Below are 16,758 nucleotides of genomic sequence, written 5' to 3' on the forward strand. Positions count from 1 at the left end.
CCCTTGAGGTTACCCGCGCGTAGGATGCTCACGCCTGCATGACGACCGGAAGGGGCACGTGGTGACGTTGAGCTCGGAGACCCGGGGCCGTGGGGTGCGGCTGCCCCGCTCGGCCCGACGTGCCCAGCTGCTGGAGGCGGCCCAGGAGGTCTTCGTCGAGGCCGGCTACCACTCCGCCGCGATGGACGAGATCGCCGACCGGGCCGGGGTGTCCAAGCCCGTGCTCTACCAGCACTTCCCCGGCAAGCTCGACCTCTACATCGCGCTGCTGGACCAGACCAGCGAGGAGCTCGTCGACCTGGTCCGCCAGGCGCTCTCGAGCACGACGGACAACAAGCTGCGCGTCGCCGCGAGCATCCAGGCCTACTTCGACTTCGTCGACAGCCACAACGCCGGCTACCGCCTGATCTTCGAGTCCGACCTGACCAACGAGGCGGCGGTCCGCCAGCGGGTGGACCGCGTCTCGCAGGCCTGCGCCGAGGCGATCGCGGTGGTCATCAGCGAGGACACCGGCCTGCCCGAGCCCGAGGCGCACCTGCTCGGCATGGCGCTGTCGGGCATGGCCCAGGTCAGCGCCCGGTTCTGGCTGGCGCAGCGCTCGGCCATCCCGCGCGACGAGGCGGCCCGGCTCGTGGCCGCGCTGTCCTGGCGTGGCCTGGGCGGCTTCCCCAACATCAAGGACGGCGAGGGCGCGGCGGGGGAAGGCGAGGACCCCTCCGCCGGTTAGCCTTCGAGGAGGACCGGCCACGAGCCGGTCAGCCGGCTCCCCGCACCACTGACGAAAGGCAAATGCCGTGGAGGTCAAGATCGGCGTGCAGAACGTCGCACGCGAGATCACGCTCGAGTCCGACGAGTCGCCCGAGCAGGTGTCCGAGACCGTGCGCCAGGCGCTGGCCGACGGCGGTCTGCTCAGCCTCACCGACGAGAAGGGCCGCCTGGTCCTCGTCCCCGTCGCCAGCATCGGCTACGTCGACATCGGCGCAGCCGAGAAGGGCAAGGTCGGCTTCGGTCGCCTCTGAGCCCCCTCACGTGACACGGGCGGTCCCTGCGGGGGCCGCCCGTTCGCGTACCCGGCCTCACCACTGCGCCGGAGCCGCCACCACCGGACAGTGCCTACCGTGGACGGCGGGACGGGCCCGTCTGTCCCCCACACGCGCCGCCGGGCGCGGGAAAGGAGCGGTCCCGTGACCTTCTTCAACATCCTCGGCACCATCATCTTCGGCGCGGTCATCGGCTACCTCGCCCGACTGTTCCTCCCCGGCAGGCAGCACATCGGCATGATCATGACCATCGTGATCGGCATCATCGGCGCCCTCGTCGGCTACTGGCTCGCCGGGCTCTTCGGCGTGGCCTCCACGGCCGGGATCGACTGGATCCGGTGGTTCTTCAGCATCGTCGTCGCCGCGATCGGTGTCGTCGGCTACGAGCGGATCATGGCGCGCCGGGCGGCCTGAGCCGCCCAGCACCGCGCGAGTGGTCCCGTCCGCCACGGACGGGACCCCTCGTCATACCCGTCCGTATGCCGGGCGCCCGCCTCGCTCAGGCGGCGAGCCCGAGCCGGCCCATCCGGCGGGTGTGCTCGTCGGTGAGCCGGGCGAACATGCGCCCGATCTCGGCGAGGTCGGCCCCGGGACGGTTCGTGCCGCCGACCAGCAACGAGGCGAGGGCGTCCCGCTCCACGGCGACCCGCTGGGCCTGGCTGAGCGCCTCCCCGACCAGGCGGCGACCCCACAGGGCCAGCCGGCCGGCGATCCGGGGGTCGGCGTCGATGGCCTCGCGCACGGTGCGCACCGCGAAGTCGGCCTGGCCCACGTCCTCGAGCACCGCGCGCACCAGCTCCTGGGTCGAGGGGTCCACGTAGTTGGAGATCTCGCGGTAGAAGTCGGTGGCGATGCCGTCGCCGACGTAGGCCTTGACCAGGCCCTCGAGCCAGCCGGTGGGCTTGGTGCGGTCGTGGAACGCGTCGATCGCGGGGATGAACGGGGCCATCGCCTGCTCGGGGTCCTCGCCCATCTCGGCGATCCGCGCCACGAGGGCGTCGTAGTGGTGGAACTCGGCCACCGCCAGCCGCGCCAGCGCCGCCTTGGCCGGCTGCCCGGGCGCGAGCTCGGCGTCGGCGGCGAGCCGGGAGAAGGCGGTCAGCTCGCCGTAGGCGAGGGCGCCGAGCAGGTCGACGACGGCCGCGCGGTAGGTCGGGTCGTCGGTGAAGGGGTCGGTGCCCGGCGGGACGTTCTCGTGCTCGACATCGGCCATGGACGGACACAGTAGTTGCTCGCCGGTAGACTGCCCGTCGACATCCGGTGCCCGGTCGGCCCGACTCAGCCGCCAGGGACGCTCTGGCGGCACCCCTGAAGAACTCCGATCGGCCCGCTCATTGACGCAGGTGCGGCCTGCGATGCCGGTGCACGATCCCGGCCCCGCGCGTGGCCCCCGCCCGATCCGAGAGAACTTCATGAGCACTGCAGAGCAGACCTTTGCCGACTTCGACGTCCACCCGCAGATCGTCGAGTCCCTCGCCGACGCCGGCATCATCCACCCCTTCCCGATCCAGGCGATGACCCTGCCGGTCGCCCTCGGCGGCCACGACATCATCGGCCAGGCTAAGACCGGCACCGGCAAGACGCTGGGCTTCGGCGTGCCGATGCTCCAGCGCGTCGTCAGCCCTTCCGACGAGGAGTTCGCGAACCTGCCGCACGCCGGCAAGCCCCAGGCGCTGGCCGTCGCCCCCACCCGCGAGCTGGCCGTGCAGGTCTCCGGCGACCTCGAGCGCGCCGGCCGCAAGCGTGGCATCCGCGTCCTGACCGTCTACGGCGGCCGCGCCTACGAGCCCCAGGTCGAGGCGCTGCAGCGCGGCGTCGAGGTCGTCGTCGGCACCCCCGGCCGGCTCATCGACCTCGCCCAGCAGGGCTACCTGGACCTGTCCCACGTGCGCTCGGTCGTCCTCGACGAGGCCGACGAGATGCTCGACCTGGGCTTCCTGCCCGACGTCGAGAAGCTGCTCGCGATGACCCCCGGCTCGCGCCAGACGATGCTCTTCTCCGCGACCATGCCCGGCGCCGTCGTGGCCCTGGCCCGTCGCTACATGAGCCAGCCGACGCACATCCGCGCGATGGGCGACGACCAGGAGAACGCCCACACGGTCAAGGCCGTCGAGCAGTTCGTCTACCGCGCCCACGCGATGGACAAGGTCGAGATGCTGGCCCGCATGCTCCAGGCCAGGGACCGCGGCCTCACGATCATCTTCAGCCGCACCAAGCGCACCGCCGCCAAGGTCGCCGACGAGCTGGCCGAGCGCGGGTTCGCCGCCGCCGCGATCCACGGCGACCTGGGCCAGGGCGCCCGCGAGCAGGCGCTGCGGGCCTTCCGCAACGGCAAGGTCGACATCCTCGTGGCCACCGACGTCGCCGCCCGCGGCATCGACGTCGACAACGTCACCCACGTCATCAACTACCAGTGCCCCGAGGACGAGAAGACCTACCTGCACCGCATCGGGCGCACCGCCCGCGCCGGCAACACCGGCATCGCGGTCACGTTCGTCGACTGGGACGACCTGCACCGCTGGGCGCTGATCAACAAGGTCCTCGACCTCGGCATCCCCGAGCCGCAGGAGACCTACTCCTCCTCCGAGCACCTGTTCACCGACCTCGACATCCCCACCACCGCCACCGGCACCCTGCCGAAGTCGGCCCGCACCCGCGAGGGCCTCGAGGCCGAGGCGGTCGAGGACCTCGGCGAGACCGGCAAGCGCGCCGGCAAGGGCGGTGGCCGTGGCGAGCGTGAGCCCGGTGGCCGCCACGGCAGCGAGGAGGGCGGCTCCCGCGGCCGTTCCCGCAACCGCCGCTCCGGTGGTCGGGGCGAGGCCGCCTCCGGCAGCACCGAGGCGGGCACGCGCAGTGAGTCCACCCGCAGCGAGTCCGGCAGCCGCGGCGACGCGGACAAGCCGCGCCGCCAGCGCAACCGCCGCCGCACCCGTGGCGGTCAGCCCTCGGGCGACGCCCAGGGCTGAGCCGCCGGACCCCTGTCGGGGGCCGGCTATGCCGCAGGACCTGACGCCCTGCCGAGGATGCATCCTCGGCAGGGCGTCCTGTCACGCGGCACAGCCAGGCAGGGCGCGCACGTCACTTCCCGACCGCACGGGAGCGGCACACCGCCCGAGCGTTGACTCCGCGCCGCCTGACGGCGACAGTGGTGCCCGTCGCGACCCCGGCGGGCACCAGGACCGTGCGGGACGAAACGTCGACGAGCCGAGAGGACCGACGACGTGCGACCCGACCAACCCCGCCACCGTGTTGCCCAGCTCCTGCTACAGCGCCTCGACGCCCTCGGGCAGGTGCTCGCGGCCCGCGGTGATGCCGTCGCCCTGATCGCGCTGGGCTCGGTCGGCCGCGACCTGCACCGGCTCGACGAGCACTCCGACATGGACTTCTTCGTCGTCGTGGACGACGCTGCCGTGGAGGGCTACCTCGACTCGATCGACTGGCTGGAGTCGCTGCACCCGGTGGCGTTCAGCTTCGCCAACAGCGTTAACGGCCGGAAGGTCCTCTTCGCGGACGGCCTGTTCGCCGAGTACGCCGTGTTCACCCGGACCGAGCTCGACGCCAGCTGGTTCCCGCCGGGCCGGCTGGTGTGGAGCCGCCCCGACGCCCCGGCGGGACTGGAGGTCTCCGTCCGGCCTCAGCCGAGGTCGCCCTACGACACGGTGAGCTACCACGTCCATGAAGCCGTGACGAACCTCTTCGTCGGCCTACACCGGGACGCCCGGGGTGAGCGGCTGAGCGCGATGCGCTTCATCCAGTCCTACGCCGTGGACCGCGTGCTGACCGTGCTCGAGCTGTCGGGGGTCGGCGCCACCCCCCGGCAGGACGCCTTCGCCATCGAGCGTGGTGCGGAGCGGCGGCTGGCCCCCGATCAGCTGCCCCTGGCCTCGATGCTGCCCGGCTACGAGCACAACCGCGAGGCAGCGGCCGCCGTGCTCGAGTGGCTCGTCGCCCACACGGACGTCGACCCGGTGATGGTCGCCGCGGTGCGCGAGCTGCTCGAGGGCTGAGCCACTCGCCCAGCCACACGGCATACCGGCCGGGGACACAGCAGGGCCCGCACCCTCGTAGGGTGCGGGCCCTGCGGTGCGGGAACCCTCGGGTCAGGCGCCGATGGTCGCGGTGTCGATGACGTAGCGGTAGCGCACACCGGAGGACACGACCTTCTCGTAGGCCTCGTTGACCTGGTCGGCGCTGATCGTCTCGATCGTGGCGCCGATGCCGTGCTTCGCGGCGAAGTCGAGCATCTCCTGGGTCTGGGCGATGCCGCCGATGTTGGAGCCGGCCAGGACCTTGCTGCCGCCGATGAGCGAGAACGCGGCGAACGTGTCGGGGTCGCTCGGGGCGCCCACGTTGACCAGGGCGCCGAGCGGCTTGAGCAGGGACAGGTAGGCGTCGACCGGCAGGTTCGCGCTGACCGTGTTGAGGATCAGGTCGAAGGAGCCCTTGAGGTCCTCGAACGTCTGCTCGTCGGCGGTGGAGCGGTGGTCGGTGGCGCCGAAGGCCTTCGCGTCCTCCTGCTTGGCCAGCGACCGGCTCAGGACGGTCACCTCGGCGCCGAGCGCGGCCGCGAACTTCACGCCCATGTGGCCCAGGCCGCCCATGCCGACGACGGCGACCTTCTTGCCCGGGCCGGCGCCCCAGCGCTTGAGCGGGTTGAAGGTCGTGATGCCGGCGCACAGCAGCGGCGCCGCGACGTCGAGCTCGAGGGCGTCGGGGATGCGCACGGCGAAGCGCTCGGAGACGACGACCTGCTGGCTGTAGCCGCCCTTCGTCTTCTCGCCGTCGTAGCCCTCGCCGTTGTAGGTCATGACGGCGCCCTTGGTGCAGAACTGCTCCTCGCCGTCCTTGCAGTACTCACACTCGCCGCAGGAGTCGACCATGCAGCCGACGCCCACGCGGTCGCCGACCTTGTACTTCGTCACGCCGGAGCCGACCTCCGACACCACACCGGCGATCTCGTGGCCGGGGACCATCGGGAAGATGGCCGGGCCCCACTCCTCGCGGACCTGGTGGATGTCGCTGTGGCAGATGCCGGCGAACTTGACGTCGATCAGCACGTCGTCGTCGCGCAGCTCGCGGGTCTCGATCGTGGTGGCCTGCAGGGGCGCGCCGGCGGAGGCGGCGGACAGGGCAGCAGTGCGGGACATGTGGTGTCTCCTTCACGGTTCGCGGTTGGTCACCGTCAGGGGACAAGTCACCGCAAAGCGGTGGTATTCCGGGCAGCCGCCGGTTTCAGATGTTCGTCACACCCGCGTCAGAGGCTCTTCACCAACGCTGCGGCGACGTCGCGGTAGGCCTTCGCCCCGCGCGAGGTGCGGGCCGTGGTGAGGATCGAGCGGCCCACGGCCGGTGCCTCGGCGAAGCGCACCGTCTTGGGGATCGGTGGGCTCAGGACCGGCAGGTCGTAGCGCTCCCCCACGTCGGCCAGCACCGCCTGGGCGTGGTTGCTGCGCCCGTCGTACATCGTCGGCAGGATGCCGAGGACCTCGAGGTCGCGGTTGAGGATGCGCTGCACGTCGGCGACGGTGTCGAGCAGCTGGCCGACACCGCGGTGGCTGAGCATCTCGCACGGCATCGGGATGACCAGGCCGTGCGCGGCGGTGAGCGCGTTGAGCGTCAGCACCCCCAGCGACGGGGAGCAGTCGATGAGGATGACGTCGTAGTCGCCGGTCAACGGCTCCAACGCGGTGCGCAGGACGTACTCGCGGCCGGGGCGGGGCAGCAGCTGGGCCTCGGCGCCCGCGAGCTCGATCATGCTCGGGATCAGGTCGACGCCGTCCTCGCAGGCGACCCGGGCCTCGGCCGCGTCGACCTTGCCGAGCAGCACCTCGTTGATGCTGGTCTCCACCTCGTCCGGGTCGACGCCGAGGCTGAAGGTCAGGCACGCCTGGGCGTCGAGGTCGACCAGCAGCACCCGCTTGCCGTGCTCGGCGAACGCCGCGCCCAGGGAGGCCACGGAGGTCGTCTTGGCGACCCCGCCCTTCTGGTTGGCCACGGCGATGACTGTTGCGCCACGCCTGCGCTGCTCCGCTGACGTCGTGCGAGTCCCGCGCGCCTGTCCGCGTGCCACGTGCCCCTCCTCGCTGCCGGGTGGTCATGCCTGCCGGTGTCCCGGCCAAGCATGGCAGGGGCGCGCCGGTCTGTCCGTGACCGCGACCTCACCGGCGCGGGAGCCGGTACCGCCGCGCAGGACCTTTGCCTCTCCGGCCCGTCGGTGCGCTCGCCGCATGCTGGCGGTGACAGCAGGAGGTGCCCCATGACGACCATGCCCGCCGGTCAGGAGCCGGTCCCCTCCGACCGTGCCGGCCAACCGGCGCAGCCCGCCGCGGCGAGCGAGCGCGAGCTTGCCCGCAAGCGGCTCGAGGCCCGTCGGGGGCTGACCGCGCACGTGGTCTCCTACGTCGTGATCAACGCCTTCCTCATCGGGGTGTGGGCACTGACCGGGCGCGGCTACTTCTGGCCCATCTGGGTCCTCGCCGGGTGGGGCGTCGGCCTCGTCCTCAACGCCTGGGACGTGCTGTGGCGCAAGCCGATCACCGAGGCCGACATCGAGGCCGAGATGCGCAAGGGACCACCCCAGGACTGACCTCATGACCGGCCCGTCGGCCCGGGCGCTCAGTCCTGGACCGGCACCCCGTCGGGCTCCAGCGCAGCCCACGAGGACTTCTCCGGGCCCATGGCCTGGCCCTCCGGGCAGTGCGCCCGGAAGTCGCACCAGGTGCACAGCGGCGAGGTGCGCGGGGCGAAGTGACGCGACACCACCCCCACCTCCTTGTAGTCGGCGTCCGCCCGGCGCAGGTCGCTGGCGATCGACTCGGCCTCGGCGACCTTGCGCTGCAGCGACTCCGGCGTGTGCTCGTGGGTCACCACCTCGCCGGTCGGCACGTGGTGGAGCTCGACCGTGGTGCATGGCCGGCGGAACATGCGGGAGGAGGCCACGGCATACAGCGCCAGGGGCAGGGAGGTGCGGGCGTCGTCCGCGGTCGGGGCCACCCGGCTGGTCTTGTAGTCGACGACGGCGAGCCGGCCGTCGCGCTCGTCGAGCCGGTCGATGCGGCCGTTGAGCGCCAGCGACCCGGTCTTGAGCGCGACCGTGCGCTCGATGCCGAGCGGAGCGGCCTGCGGGTCGACCCCCTCCAGGTAGGCCGCGACCTGGGCCTGCGCCTTCTCCCGCCACCGCGCGGACTGCTCCGGGTTGCGGAAGCCGAGGTCGATCCAGGAGCTGCGGACCAGCCGGGCGCCCGCCGCCGGGGTGCGGTCGACCGGCGCGAGGTCCCAGTAGTCGCGCAGGGCGTTGTGCACGGCCACGCCGAAGGAGGTGTGCGCGCGCTGCGGCCGGGCGACCGGGCGGGGCCGGTCGAGGTAGGTCATGCGGTAGCGGCGCGGGCAGTCCAGCCAGGTCAGCAGCCGGCTCGGGCTCGCGGAGTAGAGCGGGGTCGGCATGCCGCCGAACGCCTGCTGGACGGGCGCGCCCGAGGTCTGGCTCATGCGCGGCAGGCTAGCCGCGACCACTGACGAACGCGCGCACGGAGTCGGCGATCATCTGCACGGCGATGGCCGACAGCAGCAGGCCGGCGACGCGGGTCAGCAGCGTGGTGCCGCTGTCCTTCAGCACCCGGTGCACCTGGCCGGCGAAGCGCAGGAACAGCCAGACCACGAACAGGCAGGCCAGCAGGCCCAGGCCCACCGCGACGTACTGCGACGGCTGGTGCGATCGCTGGACGAAGAGCATGGTGGCGACGATGGCGCCCGGCCCGGCCAGCAGCGGCGTGCCCAGGGGCACCAGCGCCACGTTGACCCCGGCGTCGGCGTGCTGCTCGGACTCCTGCCCGGTCAGCAGCTCGAGGGCGACGATGAGCAGCAGCAGGCCACCGGCACCCTGGAGCGAGGGCAGGCTGATGCCCAGGTAGGTCAGGATCTGCTGGCCGAACACCGCGAACGCCGCGATGACGCCCAGCGCCACCAGGGACGCCCTGCGGGCGGCAGCCACCCGCTGCTTGTGCGTCAGGGACGCGGTCAGGCCGACGAAGATGGGCAGTGCCCCCGGTGGGTCCATGATCACCACGAGGGTGACGAACACCGACCCGAACAGCTGGAGGTCGATCAGGTTGCTCACTGACGCACCACGGGAACTCCTGTAGCCCTTTCTTCGATCTGTTGCAGCACAGCGGGATCCGTCGTGTGCTCACCGAGCCGGTTGACCTTGCCGGCTCCGTGGTAGTCGCTCGACCCCGTGACGAACAGGCCGAGCTGTCGCGCCAGGGCCAGGCCCCGGCGCACCGTGTCGACGCCCGCGTCGTCCGGGTCGTCGGGGTCGAGGTGGTCGCGGTGGTAGACCTCCAGGCCGGCCAGGCCGGCGTGGGCCATCGCCTCGATCACCTCGTCGTGCACGACCAGCCCGCGCTTGTAGGCGAACGGGTGCGCCATGACCGGCACTCCCCCGGCCTCGACGACCACCTGCACCGCCCGGATCGGGTCCGGGGCGTAGTAGCGCATGTAGTAGGGGCTGTCGTGGTGCAGGTACCTGCTGAACGCGTGCCCCCGGGAGCGCACCAGGCCCTTGGCGACCAGCGCGTCGGCGATGTGCGGCCGGCCCAGACTGGTGCCCGGCTGGGTCTGCGCGAGCACCTCCTCGTAGGTGATCGGCAGGTCCTCGGAGAGCGCCTCGACCATCCGCTTGGCCCGCGTCTCCCGGCTCTCCCGGGAGCGGTTGATCTCCTCGAGCAGGCCCGGGGAGGTCGGGTCCGGCAGGTAGGCCAGCAGGTGGATGCTGATGCCGTCGTGCTGGCAGGACACCTCGATGCCACGGACCAGGTCGATCCCCAGCTCCCCCGCGGCTGCCGACGCCTCGTCCCAGCCGGCGGTCGTGTCGTGGTCGGTCAGGCCGACGACGTCCAGCCCGGCCGCGAGCGCCGACGCCACCACCTCGGCCGGCGGCTGCGTGCCGTCACTGGCTGTGGAGTGGGTGTGGAGGTCGATCGGCACGGGCTCAAGGTTAAGGCAGCGCAGGACCGGTCCCGGACCACCGGCGCGGCGCGGCAACCTTTCCCGGCCCCACGCCGTAGGGGACAGTGACACCACACGAGGGGGGACGATGGAGGCGGGTGAGAAGGCCGGCCGGGACGCGGAGTTCAGCGCGTTCATGGCCCAGGCGGGGCCGTCGCTGCTGCGCACCGCGTGGCTGCTGACCGGCGACGCGGACCGCGCCCAGGAGCTGGTGCAGGCGGCGCTGGTCAAGACCTACGTGGCGTGGCGCCGGGTCCGGCGCGAGGACGCGCTGGCCTACGCGCGCCGGGTCCTGGTCAACCACAAGACGGATGTATGGCGCCGCACGCGTCACGAGGTCCCCTCACCCGAGCTGCCCGAGAGCCTTGCGGCAGAAGGCTCCGGCCCGGTGGACCACCGCGACGAGGTGGTCCGGTTGTTGCGGCGGCTGCCGGAGCAGCAACGTCGTGTCGTGGTGCTGCGCTACTACGCCGACCTGCCAGAGCAGGCGGTCGCCGAGATGCTCGGCATCTCCGTCGGCGCGGTCAAGAGCTCCGCCTCCCGCGGCCTGGCCGCCCTGCGCGCCCACCTGTCCACCACCCCCGCCGGCGAAGGGAGCCTGCGATGACCACCCGGCTCGAGGACGACCTGCGCGCCGCCCTGTCCGGCGCCACTGCCCCGTCCGCCCTCTCCTTCGACCCGGACGCCGTGCTGCGCCAGGGGAGGCGGACCGTCCACACCCGCCGCGCCATCCGCGCCTGCGTCGTCGGGCTGGTCACCCTGGCGGTCGCGGCAACAGGGGTGGCTGTCGCCACCCGGGACCAAGCCCGCCCCCGCCCGGCCGGGCCGGCGCGGTCCACCACCCCCGCCGGACTCCGGCCCTCCGCCACCCTGGGGTGGGGAACCGATCGGTTCGGCGTGGACTACCTCACCCGGGACGGACTCGGCGGCTACGACATCCGCGTCTACCGCCTGAAGAACGGCGTGCGGGAACAGCTGGGCGCCTGGGGAGGAAGCGGCTCGCCCGCTGCGAGCGTGCTGTTCGGCCCCGGGGCTGCGGGCGTGGACGGGACCGTCGTGCACGTCGGGGTGGCACCGAGCGGGATCTCAGGCCTGCGGCCGTTCTTCTCCGCCGGTGACCAGGCCCCAGCCGACCCGGCACGCTGGGAGGTACGGACCGCACCACTGGGCGGCACCGGGTTCGAGGCGGTCGCAGTGCGGTTCACATCGACCGCGGACGTCCAGCACCTGGCCGGCTTCGACTACACCGGGGTAGACGGGTCGCTCAAGGTCACGGGAGGCGTCGAAACAGGCACGGTCGCGCCCGTCACCCTGCTCACCGGCGACGAGGCTGCCCTCTGGGCGGACGAGTACGGGAGCACGTGGGGCATCCACGCGGCCGGCGTGACCCGCGCAGACGATCTCCCGAAGGACGGCACCGCCCTGCTCAGCGCCATGACGGTGGGTGCCGAGGGCAGCCCGCACTTCCACCGGCTCGTCTACGGCCTGTTGCCACGCGGCGTGACCAAGGTGCAGCAGGTCCGCTACACGCTGGCTCCGGGGGCATCCGCCCGCGGCGACCTCGAGCTGCGCGACCTAGGGTCGGCCGGGACGGCGTTCCTCCTCGAGCTCAGCAGCATCGACCCCGACGCCACCCGACAGGTCACCTCGATCACCTGGACCACCTTCGACGGCCGGAGCGGCCGGCAGAGCTTCCACTGAACCCGCTCGCCGCAGGCTGTCCGCCAGATCGGCAACTTTCCCGCACCCTCCCTCGTCCTCTTTTGAGGAAGGCACGCAAGGGGGCCGGGATGGCCGCGAACAAGGAAGAGATCACCGCAGAGCTCACCGCGTTCATGCACGAGGTGACGCCGTCGCTGCTGCACACGGCCTGGCTACTGACGGGTGACGCCGGCCGGGCCGAGGAGCTGGTGCACGAGGCCCTGGTCAGCACCTGCCGGGCGTGGCCGCGCCTCCGGGACGAGGATCCCCTTGCCCACGCGCGTCGCGCCCTTCTCGACCAGCGGGCCGGGGCGCAGCCTCGCTTCCGGCACGTCGACAGCGCAGGGCCGACCGGGCCGGTCGTGGGAATGGTCGGCGGCGACCGGGAGCGGGGCAGCGAAGAGCTGGTGCGGCTGCTGCGCGGCATACCGGCGAGGCAGCGTCGGGTCGTCGTGCTGCGCTACGGCAGCGGCCTGTCCGAGCAGGCCGTCGCCGACCTGCTCGACCTCTCGGTGGCAGCGGTGGACAGCACTGCCTCCCGGGGCATGGCCGCCCTGCAGGCGAGGCAGGCAGCCACCTCGTCGACCGGAGGCAGGGCCGTGACCGGCCGCCGCTTCGAGGACGAGCTGGCGTCGGCCCTGGCCGAGGCACCCGCGCCGCCGATGACCGTCGACCCGGAGGACGTCCTGCTCCACAGCCGGCGGGCGTCGCGCACCCGGCGGGCCTCCCTGGCCGGCCTCGTCGCGGTCGTGGCGCTCATCGCGGTGGCGGTCGCCCTGCTGGGCCCACGGGAGCGCGGCACGGGCGGGCCGGACCTGACCGGAAGGGTGCGCCGTCCCGTCTCCGCGGGCCTCGTGCTGGGCAGCGAGCACTTCGCCGCCACGATCAGCTCCCCGGGGCGTGACACCAACCTCGACTTCTACCTCGTCGACGCCGACGGCCACCGGCAACGCGTGTGGGGACGCAGCACCGAGGGGCTCGGCAGCGGCGCCAGCTTCGGCAACGCGGGGACCAGCGGTGCCATCCTCGGCGTGGTGCCCTCGGACGCCGTCACGGTGAGCGCCTGCTTCCTCGGCCAGCCGCTGTCGGCCGGCGACGTCACCACCGCCCCGCTGCCGGGCACCGGCTACCAGGCGGTGGGCATCCTCCCGCAGGACGCCGCGATGGCCTCGCGGTTCCTGGGCGTCGGGTGGGTCGACCACCGCGGCGTCCGGTCCACCTCGGTGCCGACGAGCGACACGGTGGCGACGTTCACCCTGTCGGGCAGCGGCAACCAGGTCAGCGTCTGGACCGACCCGCAGGACGGCAGCTGGGGGGTCTACCTCGGCGACGCGACGGAGTCCGCCGGGCTGCCGTTGGCCGTCGGCCGTCGGGAGGTCGTCTGGCGCAGCCAGCCCCAGTCGGTCCGCAACGACCCCAGCCACCCGGACTACGGCTTCGCCTACGGCCTGTTGCCCGAGGGTGTCCGCGACGTCTGGTTCACCCTGGCCGACGGGGCCCGGGCCAGTGGCACGGTGCAGGCCACTCCTCTGGCCGGGGTCCACCTGACGGCGTTCGTCCTGGAGCTGGACCGCCCGACCGGGGGCGCGGCCGTGGGGCACCAGCTGCGGGCCCTGTCGTGGACGAACCCGGACGGGAGCCGGGACCAACACACCTTCGACTGACCGGACACGGGCCGGCCCGCGTTCCGGGCCCGAACGGGGCGGAAACGCGGGCCGGGGCGTGTCCGGTGGGCTGGGAGCCAGCCACCCGGCATACCGCCTGGGGGTCAGCCCTTGGGTGCGGGCTCCACCAGCTCGGGGCGGCCGGGCTGCTCGCCGCCGCGGGCCTCGAGGTAGTTCTCCTTGGGCACCATGACCTTGCGGCGGAAGACGCACACCAGCGTGCCGTCCTGCTTGTAGCCCTTGGTCTCCACGTGCACGACGCCGCGGTCGTCCTTGGAGCTGGACTCCCACTTGTCGAGGACCGTCGTCTCGCCGTAGATCGTGTCGCCGTGGAAGGTCGGCGCCACGTGCCGCAGCGACTCGATCTCGAGGTTGGCGATCGCCTTGCCGCTGACGTCCGGCACGGACATGCCCAGCAGCAGCGAGTAGATGTAGTTGCCGACGACGACGTTCTGCCCGAACTGCGTGGTCTTCCCGGCGTAGTTGGTGTCGAGGTGCAGCGGGTGGTGGTTCATCGTCAGCAGGCAGAAGAGGTGGTCGTCGTACTCGGTGACCGTCTTCCCGGGCCAGTGCTTGTAGACCGCGCCGACCTCGAACTCCTCGTAGCTGCGCCCGAACTGCATGCCCTGCTCCTCCTGCCGACGGTCCACCGATCGCCCGCCATGCTGCCGGACCGCCCCGCCGACGGGACAGGGCCGCGCGGCGTGCGCTTGCTCACGTGTTGCGGCGGGGCGACCCCGGCGGTGTCATGGCCGGGTGAGCCCGCACCCGCGATACGAGCCCGGCGACCCCGCCCTGCTCGTCCGCGTACGCGGGCTCCTCGCGGACCTGCCCGGGGTCGAGGAGCACTTCGGGGTCGGGCACCCGCAGTTCCAGGTGCGGGCGAAGTCGCTGGCGATGTTCATGCCCGAGCACCACGGGGTGGCGTGGGACGCGGTGTGGGTCAAGGCCACCACCGAGGTCCAGCAGGACCTCGTCGCCCGCGACGGGCAGCGGTGGTTCAGGCCGCCGTATGTCGGTCCGCGCGGCTGGGTGGGCGCGCGCCTCACCGCGTTCGACGGGGACGCGGACCCGGCGTGGGACGACCTCGGCGAGCTGCTCGAGTCGGCGTGGCGCTCGGTGGCCCCCAAGCGCGTCATCGCCGCCCACGACGGCTGAGTCGCCATGAGGACCACCGTCGTGTACGAGACCCACGCGACCACCGAGGACAACGAGTCGGGGCACTCCACCGGCTGGCTGCCCGGCCGACTCTCGGCGACGGGCCTGCAGCAGGCGGTCCAGCTCGGCGAGCGCCGCCGCGACGACGGCCTGGCTGCCGTCGTCACCTCTGACCTGGCCCGGGCGGTGCAGACGGTGTCGATCGCCTTCGCCGGGAGCGACGTGCCCGTCCTGCACGACTGGCGGCTGCGGGAGTGCGACTACGGCGCGTGGAACGGAGCCCCCTCCACGCTGGTGCAGGGGTCACGGGTCGCGCACCTTGACGTCCCCTACCCCGGAGGGGAGACCTGGCGGCAGGCCGTGGACCGGGTCACCGGCGCCCTGAGGGACATCGCGACCCGCTGGTCCGGCCAGCGCGTCCTCGTGGTCGGCCACGTCGCCACCCGCTGGGCCCTCGACCACGCCGCCGCGGGGACCGCGCTGGAGACGCTGGCCGGCGAGGAGTTCGCCTGGCGGCCCGGGTGGAACTACGACGTCACCCACCTGGCCCGGCTGACCCAGCCTTCAGTGAAGGGTTGACCACGCCGGAGGGTGGTCAACCCTTCACCCGAGACGGAAGCCGGCCCCGGAGCCGGGGCTACTCGCGCGCGGCCTCACCGGTGGACCGGCGCAGCGCGCGGCGCTGGCCACGGTCGAGCTCGGTGCGCAGCGGGCGGGCGACGAACGTTCCGAAGGAGACGCCGGCCGCCAGCGCCATGCCGATGCCGGCGGCCATGAACAGCCAGGACGCCCCGTCGAGCGGGCTGACGCCCGAGCTGCGGCCGAGGATCTCGAACAGGCCGCGGTAGACGGACAGCCCGGGCAGCAGGGGCGCGATGCCGGCGGTGGTGACGGCCAGCGACGGCACCCGCAGCCGGGAGGACACGACCTGGGCCAGGACGCCGACCACGGCAGCGGCGATGCCCGAGGCGACCGGGGTGCCGAAGCTGAGGTGGCTGGCGCCGAGGAACGCCAGCCAGCCCAGGCCGGCCGTGCCCATGGCCACGAACGCGGCCCGCCCGCCGGCGTAGGCGGAGACGGCGAAGGCCCCGGCGACGAGCATGGCCGCGGCGACCTGGACGAGCGGGTTGGGCGCGAGGCTCGCCTGGGCGCTGATGTCCAGCGGGACGCCCATCCGCCGCCCGACCGCCAGGACCGCGCCGACGCCGACGACGACGCCGAAGGTCAGCATGAGGACCTCGAAGCCGCGCGCGCCCGCGGTCACGTAGTAGCCGTCGATGGCGTCCTGGGCGGCGCCCACGACGGACAGGCCGGCCAGCAGCACCACGATGCCCGTGGCGACCACGAGCGACGGTGGCAGCGCCTTGACCAGCCCCGGGCTGCGCGCCCCCCCGGCGATGAGCAGCACCGCCACCACGGTGGGGATGGCCGCGCCGACCGCCTGGGTGAAGAAGGCGGCCAGGCCCCGGTGGGCCAGCCGGCGCTGCACCCGGTCGACGAGGGCGGTGGTGCCGGCGCTGAGCAGCACCGCCAGCGGCCCGCCACCGAGGAACAGGCCGACGGCACCACCCATGACCGCCAGGGAGAAGGTGACCAGCCAGCGCCGGTAGGGGTGCGGCGCGCCGGAGATGTCGTCGAGCCGGGCCCGCGCCGAGGCCACGTCGAGGTCTCCGTTGACGACCTCCCGGACGAGGGTCTGGAGGTTCTCCAGCCGGCTGAAGTCGGCCGAGCGCACCTTGACGATGCGCAGCACCGTCATCGGGTCGGCGCCCTCGCCGCGGTGGTAGCTGATCGAGATCGAGGTGTAGGTGACGTCGACGTGGCAGGAGGCGCCGAGCTGGAACCGGTCGGTCAGCCGCAGCACGGTGGCCACGACGTCGGAGGCCGAGGCCCCGGTGGACAGCAGCGCCTCACCGACCCGCAGGGCCAGGTCGATGACGGCCCGCGCGTGCGCCTGGTCGATGCCGTCGACGATCCCGCGACCCGGCACGAACCAGGTCGGCGGGGAGTCCGAGCGCACCACCCGCGCCGCCCGCTCGCGCAGCGCCCGGCCGCGCACGGCCGAGACCGGCGTCGTGCGGGACGGAGGAGGAGGGGTGGTGCTGCTGGACACCACGCAAGGGTGGCCAATGCCGCGGAGGCGACGCAAACCGGACGGGCCACCAGAGCCGGAAAGGTGTCGGACACCA

At 72.9% G+C, this 16,758-nt stretch carries 19 protein-coding genes; 11 read left to right on the forward strand and 8 right to left on the reverse strand.

Annotation, left to right across the window (positions count from 1 at the left end; translation table 11 throughout):
• Positions 1-61 precede the first annotated feature (61 nt).
• The 3 genes from FB474_RS14175 (at position 62) to FB474_RS14185 (ending at position 1,454) form a co-directional block, all read left to right on the forward strand.
• On the forward strand, positions 62-727 hold the full coding sequence (locus tag FB474_RS14175; protein WP_141789237.1) for a TetR family transcriptional regulator: 666 nt from the start codon (positions 62-64) through the stop codon (positions 725-727).
• 67 nt (positions 728-794) lie between these two features.
• Positions 795-1,019 (forward strand): DUF3107 domain-containing protein, encoded by a 225-nt coding sequence (locus FB474_RS14180; protein ID WP_141789238.1) that lies wholly within the window; start codon positions 795-797, stop codon positions 1,017-1,019.
• A gap of 165 nt (positions 1,020-1,184) precedes the next feature.
• Complete coding sequence (locus tag FB474_RS14185) at positions 1,185-1,454, forward strand: GlsB/YeaQ/YmgE family stress response membrane protein (protein ID WP_221632541.1); 270 nt, start codon at positions 1,185-1,187, stop codon at positions 1,452-1,454.
• Positions 1,455-1,539: 85 nt separating this feature from the next.
• Here FB474_RS14185 and FB474_RS14190 read toward each other — a convergent pair whose 3' ends face one another.
• Positions 1,540-2,253 (reverse strand): ferritin-like fold-containing protein, encoded by a 714-nt coding sequence (locus FB474_RS14190; RefSeq protein WP_141789239.1) that lies wholly within the window; start codon positions 2,251-2,253, stop codon positions 1,540-1,542.
• Between the two features lie 199 nt (positions 2,254-2,452).
• Here FB474_RS14190 and FB474_RS14195 point away from each other — a divergent pair, with 199 nt between their 5' ends.
• Together FB474_RS14195 and FB474_RS14200 are read left to right on the forward strand one after the other, a co-directional pair.
• Positions 2,453-4,006: a DEAD/DEAH box helicase gene (locus FB474_RS14195; protein ID WP_246092193.1), complete on the forward strand. Its 1,554-nt coding sequence runs from the start codon at positions 2,453-2,455 to the stop codon at positions 4,004-4,006.
• A 255-nt stretch (positions 4,007-4,261) separates the two neighbouring features.
• On the forward strand, positions 4,262-5,047 hold the full coding sequence (locus tag FB474_RS14200) for a hypothetical protein (protein WP_221632542.1): 786 nt from the start codon (positions 4,262-4,264) through the stop codon (positions 5,045-5,047).
• Between the two features lie 93 nt (positions 5,048-5,140).
• On the opposite strand, the gene FB474_RS14205 is transcribed toward FB474_RS14200, so the two are convergent.
• Both FB474_RS14205 and FB474_RS14210 read right to left on the reverse strand, forming a co-directional pair.
• Positions 5,141-6,187: an NAD(P)-dependent alcohol dehydrogenase gene (locus FB474_RS14205; RefSeq protein ID WP_141789241.1), complete on the reverse strand. Its 1,047-nt coding sequence runs from the start codon at positions 6,185-6,187 to the stop codon at positions 5,141-5,143.
• Positions 6,188-6,294: 107 nt separating this feature from the next.
• The gene (locus FB474_RS14210; protein ID WP_246092194.1) at positions 6,295-7,035 is read right to left on the reverse strand and encodes a ParA family protein; all 741 of its coding nucleotides are present in this window, start codon (positions 7,033-7,035) and stop codon (positions 6,295-6,297) included.
• Between the two features lie 261 nt (positions 7,036-7,296).
• On the opposite strand from FB474_RS14210, the gene FB474_RS14215 reads away from it, so the two are divergent.
• The gene (locus FB474_RS14215; RefSeq protein ID WP_185746175.1) at positions 7,297-7,626 is read left to right on the forward strand and encodes a 2TM domain-containing protein; all 330 of its coding nucleotides are present in this window, start codon (positions 7,297-7,299) and stop codon (positions 7,624-7,626) included.
• Between the two features lie 29 nt (positions 7,627-7,655).
• Here FB474_RS14215 and FB474_RS14220 read toward each other — a convergent pair whose 3' ends face one another.
• Genes FB474_RS14220 through FB474_RS14230 form a run of 3 tightly spaced genes read right to left on the reverse strand, consistent with a single transcriptional unit; the run spans position 7,656 to position 10,025 of the window.
• The gene (locus FB474_RS14220) at positions 7,656-8,528 is read right to left on the reverse strand and encodes a RecB family exonuclease (RefSeq protein WP_246092195.1); all 873 of its coding nucleotides are present in this window, start codon (positions 8,526-8,528) and stop codon (positions 7,656-7,658) included.
• Between the two features lie 10 nt (positions 8,529-8,538).
• Positions 8,539-9,156 carry a MarC family protein gene (locus FB474_RS14225; protein ID WP_221632543.1) on the reverse strand — a complete coding sequence of 206 codons (618 nt, stop codon included), beginning with the start codon at positions 9,154-9,156 and terminating at the stop codon, positions 8,539-8,541.
• Positions 9,153-10,025 (reverse strand): PHP domain-containing protein, encoded by an 873-nt coding sequence (locus FB474_RS14230; protein WP_141789244.1) that lies wholly within the window; start codon positions 10,023-10,025, stop codon positions 9,153-9,155. The genes FB474_RS14225 and FB474_RS14230 overlap by 4 nt, the downstream gene beginning before the upstream one ends.
• Positions 10,026-10,134: 109 nt before the next feature.
• Here FB474_RS14230 and FB474_RS14235 point away from each other — a divergent pair, with 109 nt between their 5' ends.
• The 3 genes from FB474_RS14235 (at position 10,135) to FB474_RS14245 (ending at position 13,411) form a co-directional block, all read left to right on the forward strand.
• The gene (locus FB474_RS14235) at positions 10,135-10,653 is read left to right on the forward strand and encodes a SigE family RNA polymerase sigma factor (protein WP_141789245.1); all 519 of its coding nucleotides are present in this window, start codon (positions 10,135-10,137) and stop codon (positions 10,651-10,653) included.
• The gene (locus FB474_RS14240) at positions 10,650-11,747 is read left to right on the forward strand and encodes a hypothetical protein (RefSeq protein WP_141789246.1); all 1,098 of its coding nucleotides are present in this window, start codon (positions 10,650-10,652) and stop codon (positions 11,745-11,747) included. Before FB474_RS14235 ends, FB474_RS14240 begins: the two co-directional genes overlap by 4 nt.
• An 89-nt stretch (positions 11,748-11,836) precedes the next feature.
• Positions 11,837-13,411 (forward strand): SigE family RNA polymerase sigma factor, encoded by a 1,575-nt coding sequence (locus tag FB474_RS14245; RefSeq protein WP_141789247.1) that lies wholly within the window; start codon positions 11,837-11,839, stop codon positions 13,409-13,411.
• Between the two features lie 104 nt (positions 13,412-13,515).
• Here FB474_RS14245 and FB474_RS14250 read toward each other — a convergent pair whose 3' ends face one another.
• The gene (locus FB474_RS14250; RefSeq protein WP_246092196.1) at positions 13,516-14,061 is read right to left on the reverse strand and encodes a MaoC family dehydratase; all 546 of its coding nucleotides are present in this window, start codon (positions 14,059-14,061) and stop codon (positions 13,516-13,518) included.
• A 106-nt stretch (positions 14,062-14,167) separates the two neighbouring features.
• Here FB474_RS14250 and FB474_RS14255 point away from each other — a divergent pair, with 106 nt between their 5' ends.
• Together FB474_RS14255 and FB474_RS14260 are read left to right on the forward strand one after the other, a co-directional pair.
• Positions 14,168-14,569 carry an MmcQ/YjbR family DNA-binding protein gene (locus FB474_RS14255; protein ID WP_185746176.1) on the forward strand — a complete coding sequence of 134 codons (402 nt, stop codon included), beginning with the start codon at positions 14,168-14,170 and terminating at the stop codon, positions 14,567-14,569.
• Positions 14,570-14,575: 6 nt separating this feature from the next.
• Complete coding sequence (locus tag FB474_RS14260) at positions 14,576-15,148, forward strand: histidine phosphatase family protein (protein WP_141789250.1); 573 nt, start codon at positions 14,576-14,578, stop codon at positions 15,146-15,148.
• Positions 15,149-15,206: 58 nt separating this feature from the next.
• On the opposite strand, the gene FB474_RS14265 is transcribed toward FB474_RS14260, so the two are convergent.
• Positions 15,207-16,682, reverse strand: a complete 1,476-nt coding sequence (locus tag FB474_RS14265) for a threonine/serine exporter family protein (RefSeq protein WP_185746177.1) — start codon at positions 16,680-16,682, stop codon at positions 15,207-15,209.
• Between the last annotated feature and the right edge of the window lie 76 nt (positions 16,683-16,758).

The organism is Oryzihumus leptocrescens (assembly GCF_006716205.1).
GTDB classification, from domain to species: Bacteria; Actinomycetota; Actinomycetes; order Actinomycetales; family Dermatophilaceae; genus Oryzihumus; species Oryzihumus leptocrescens.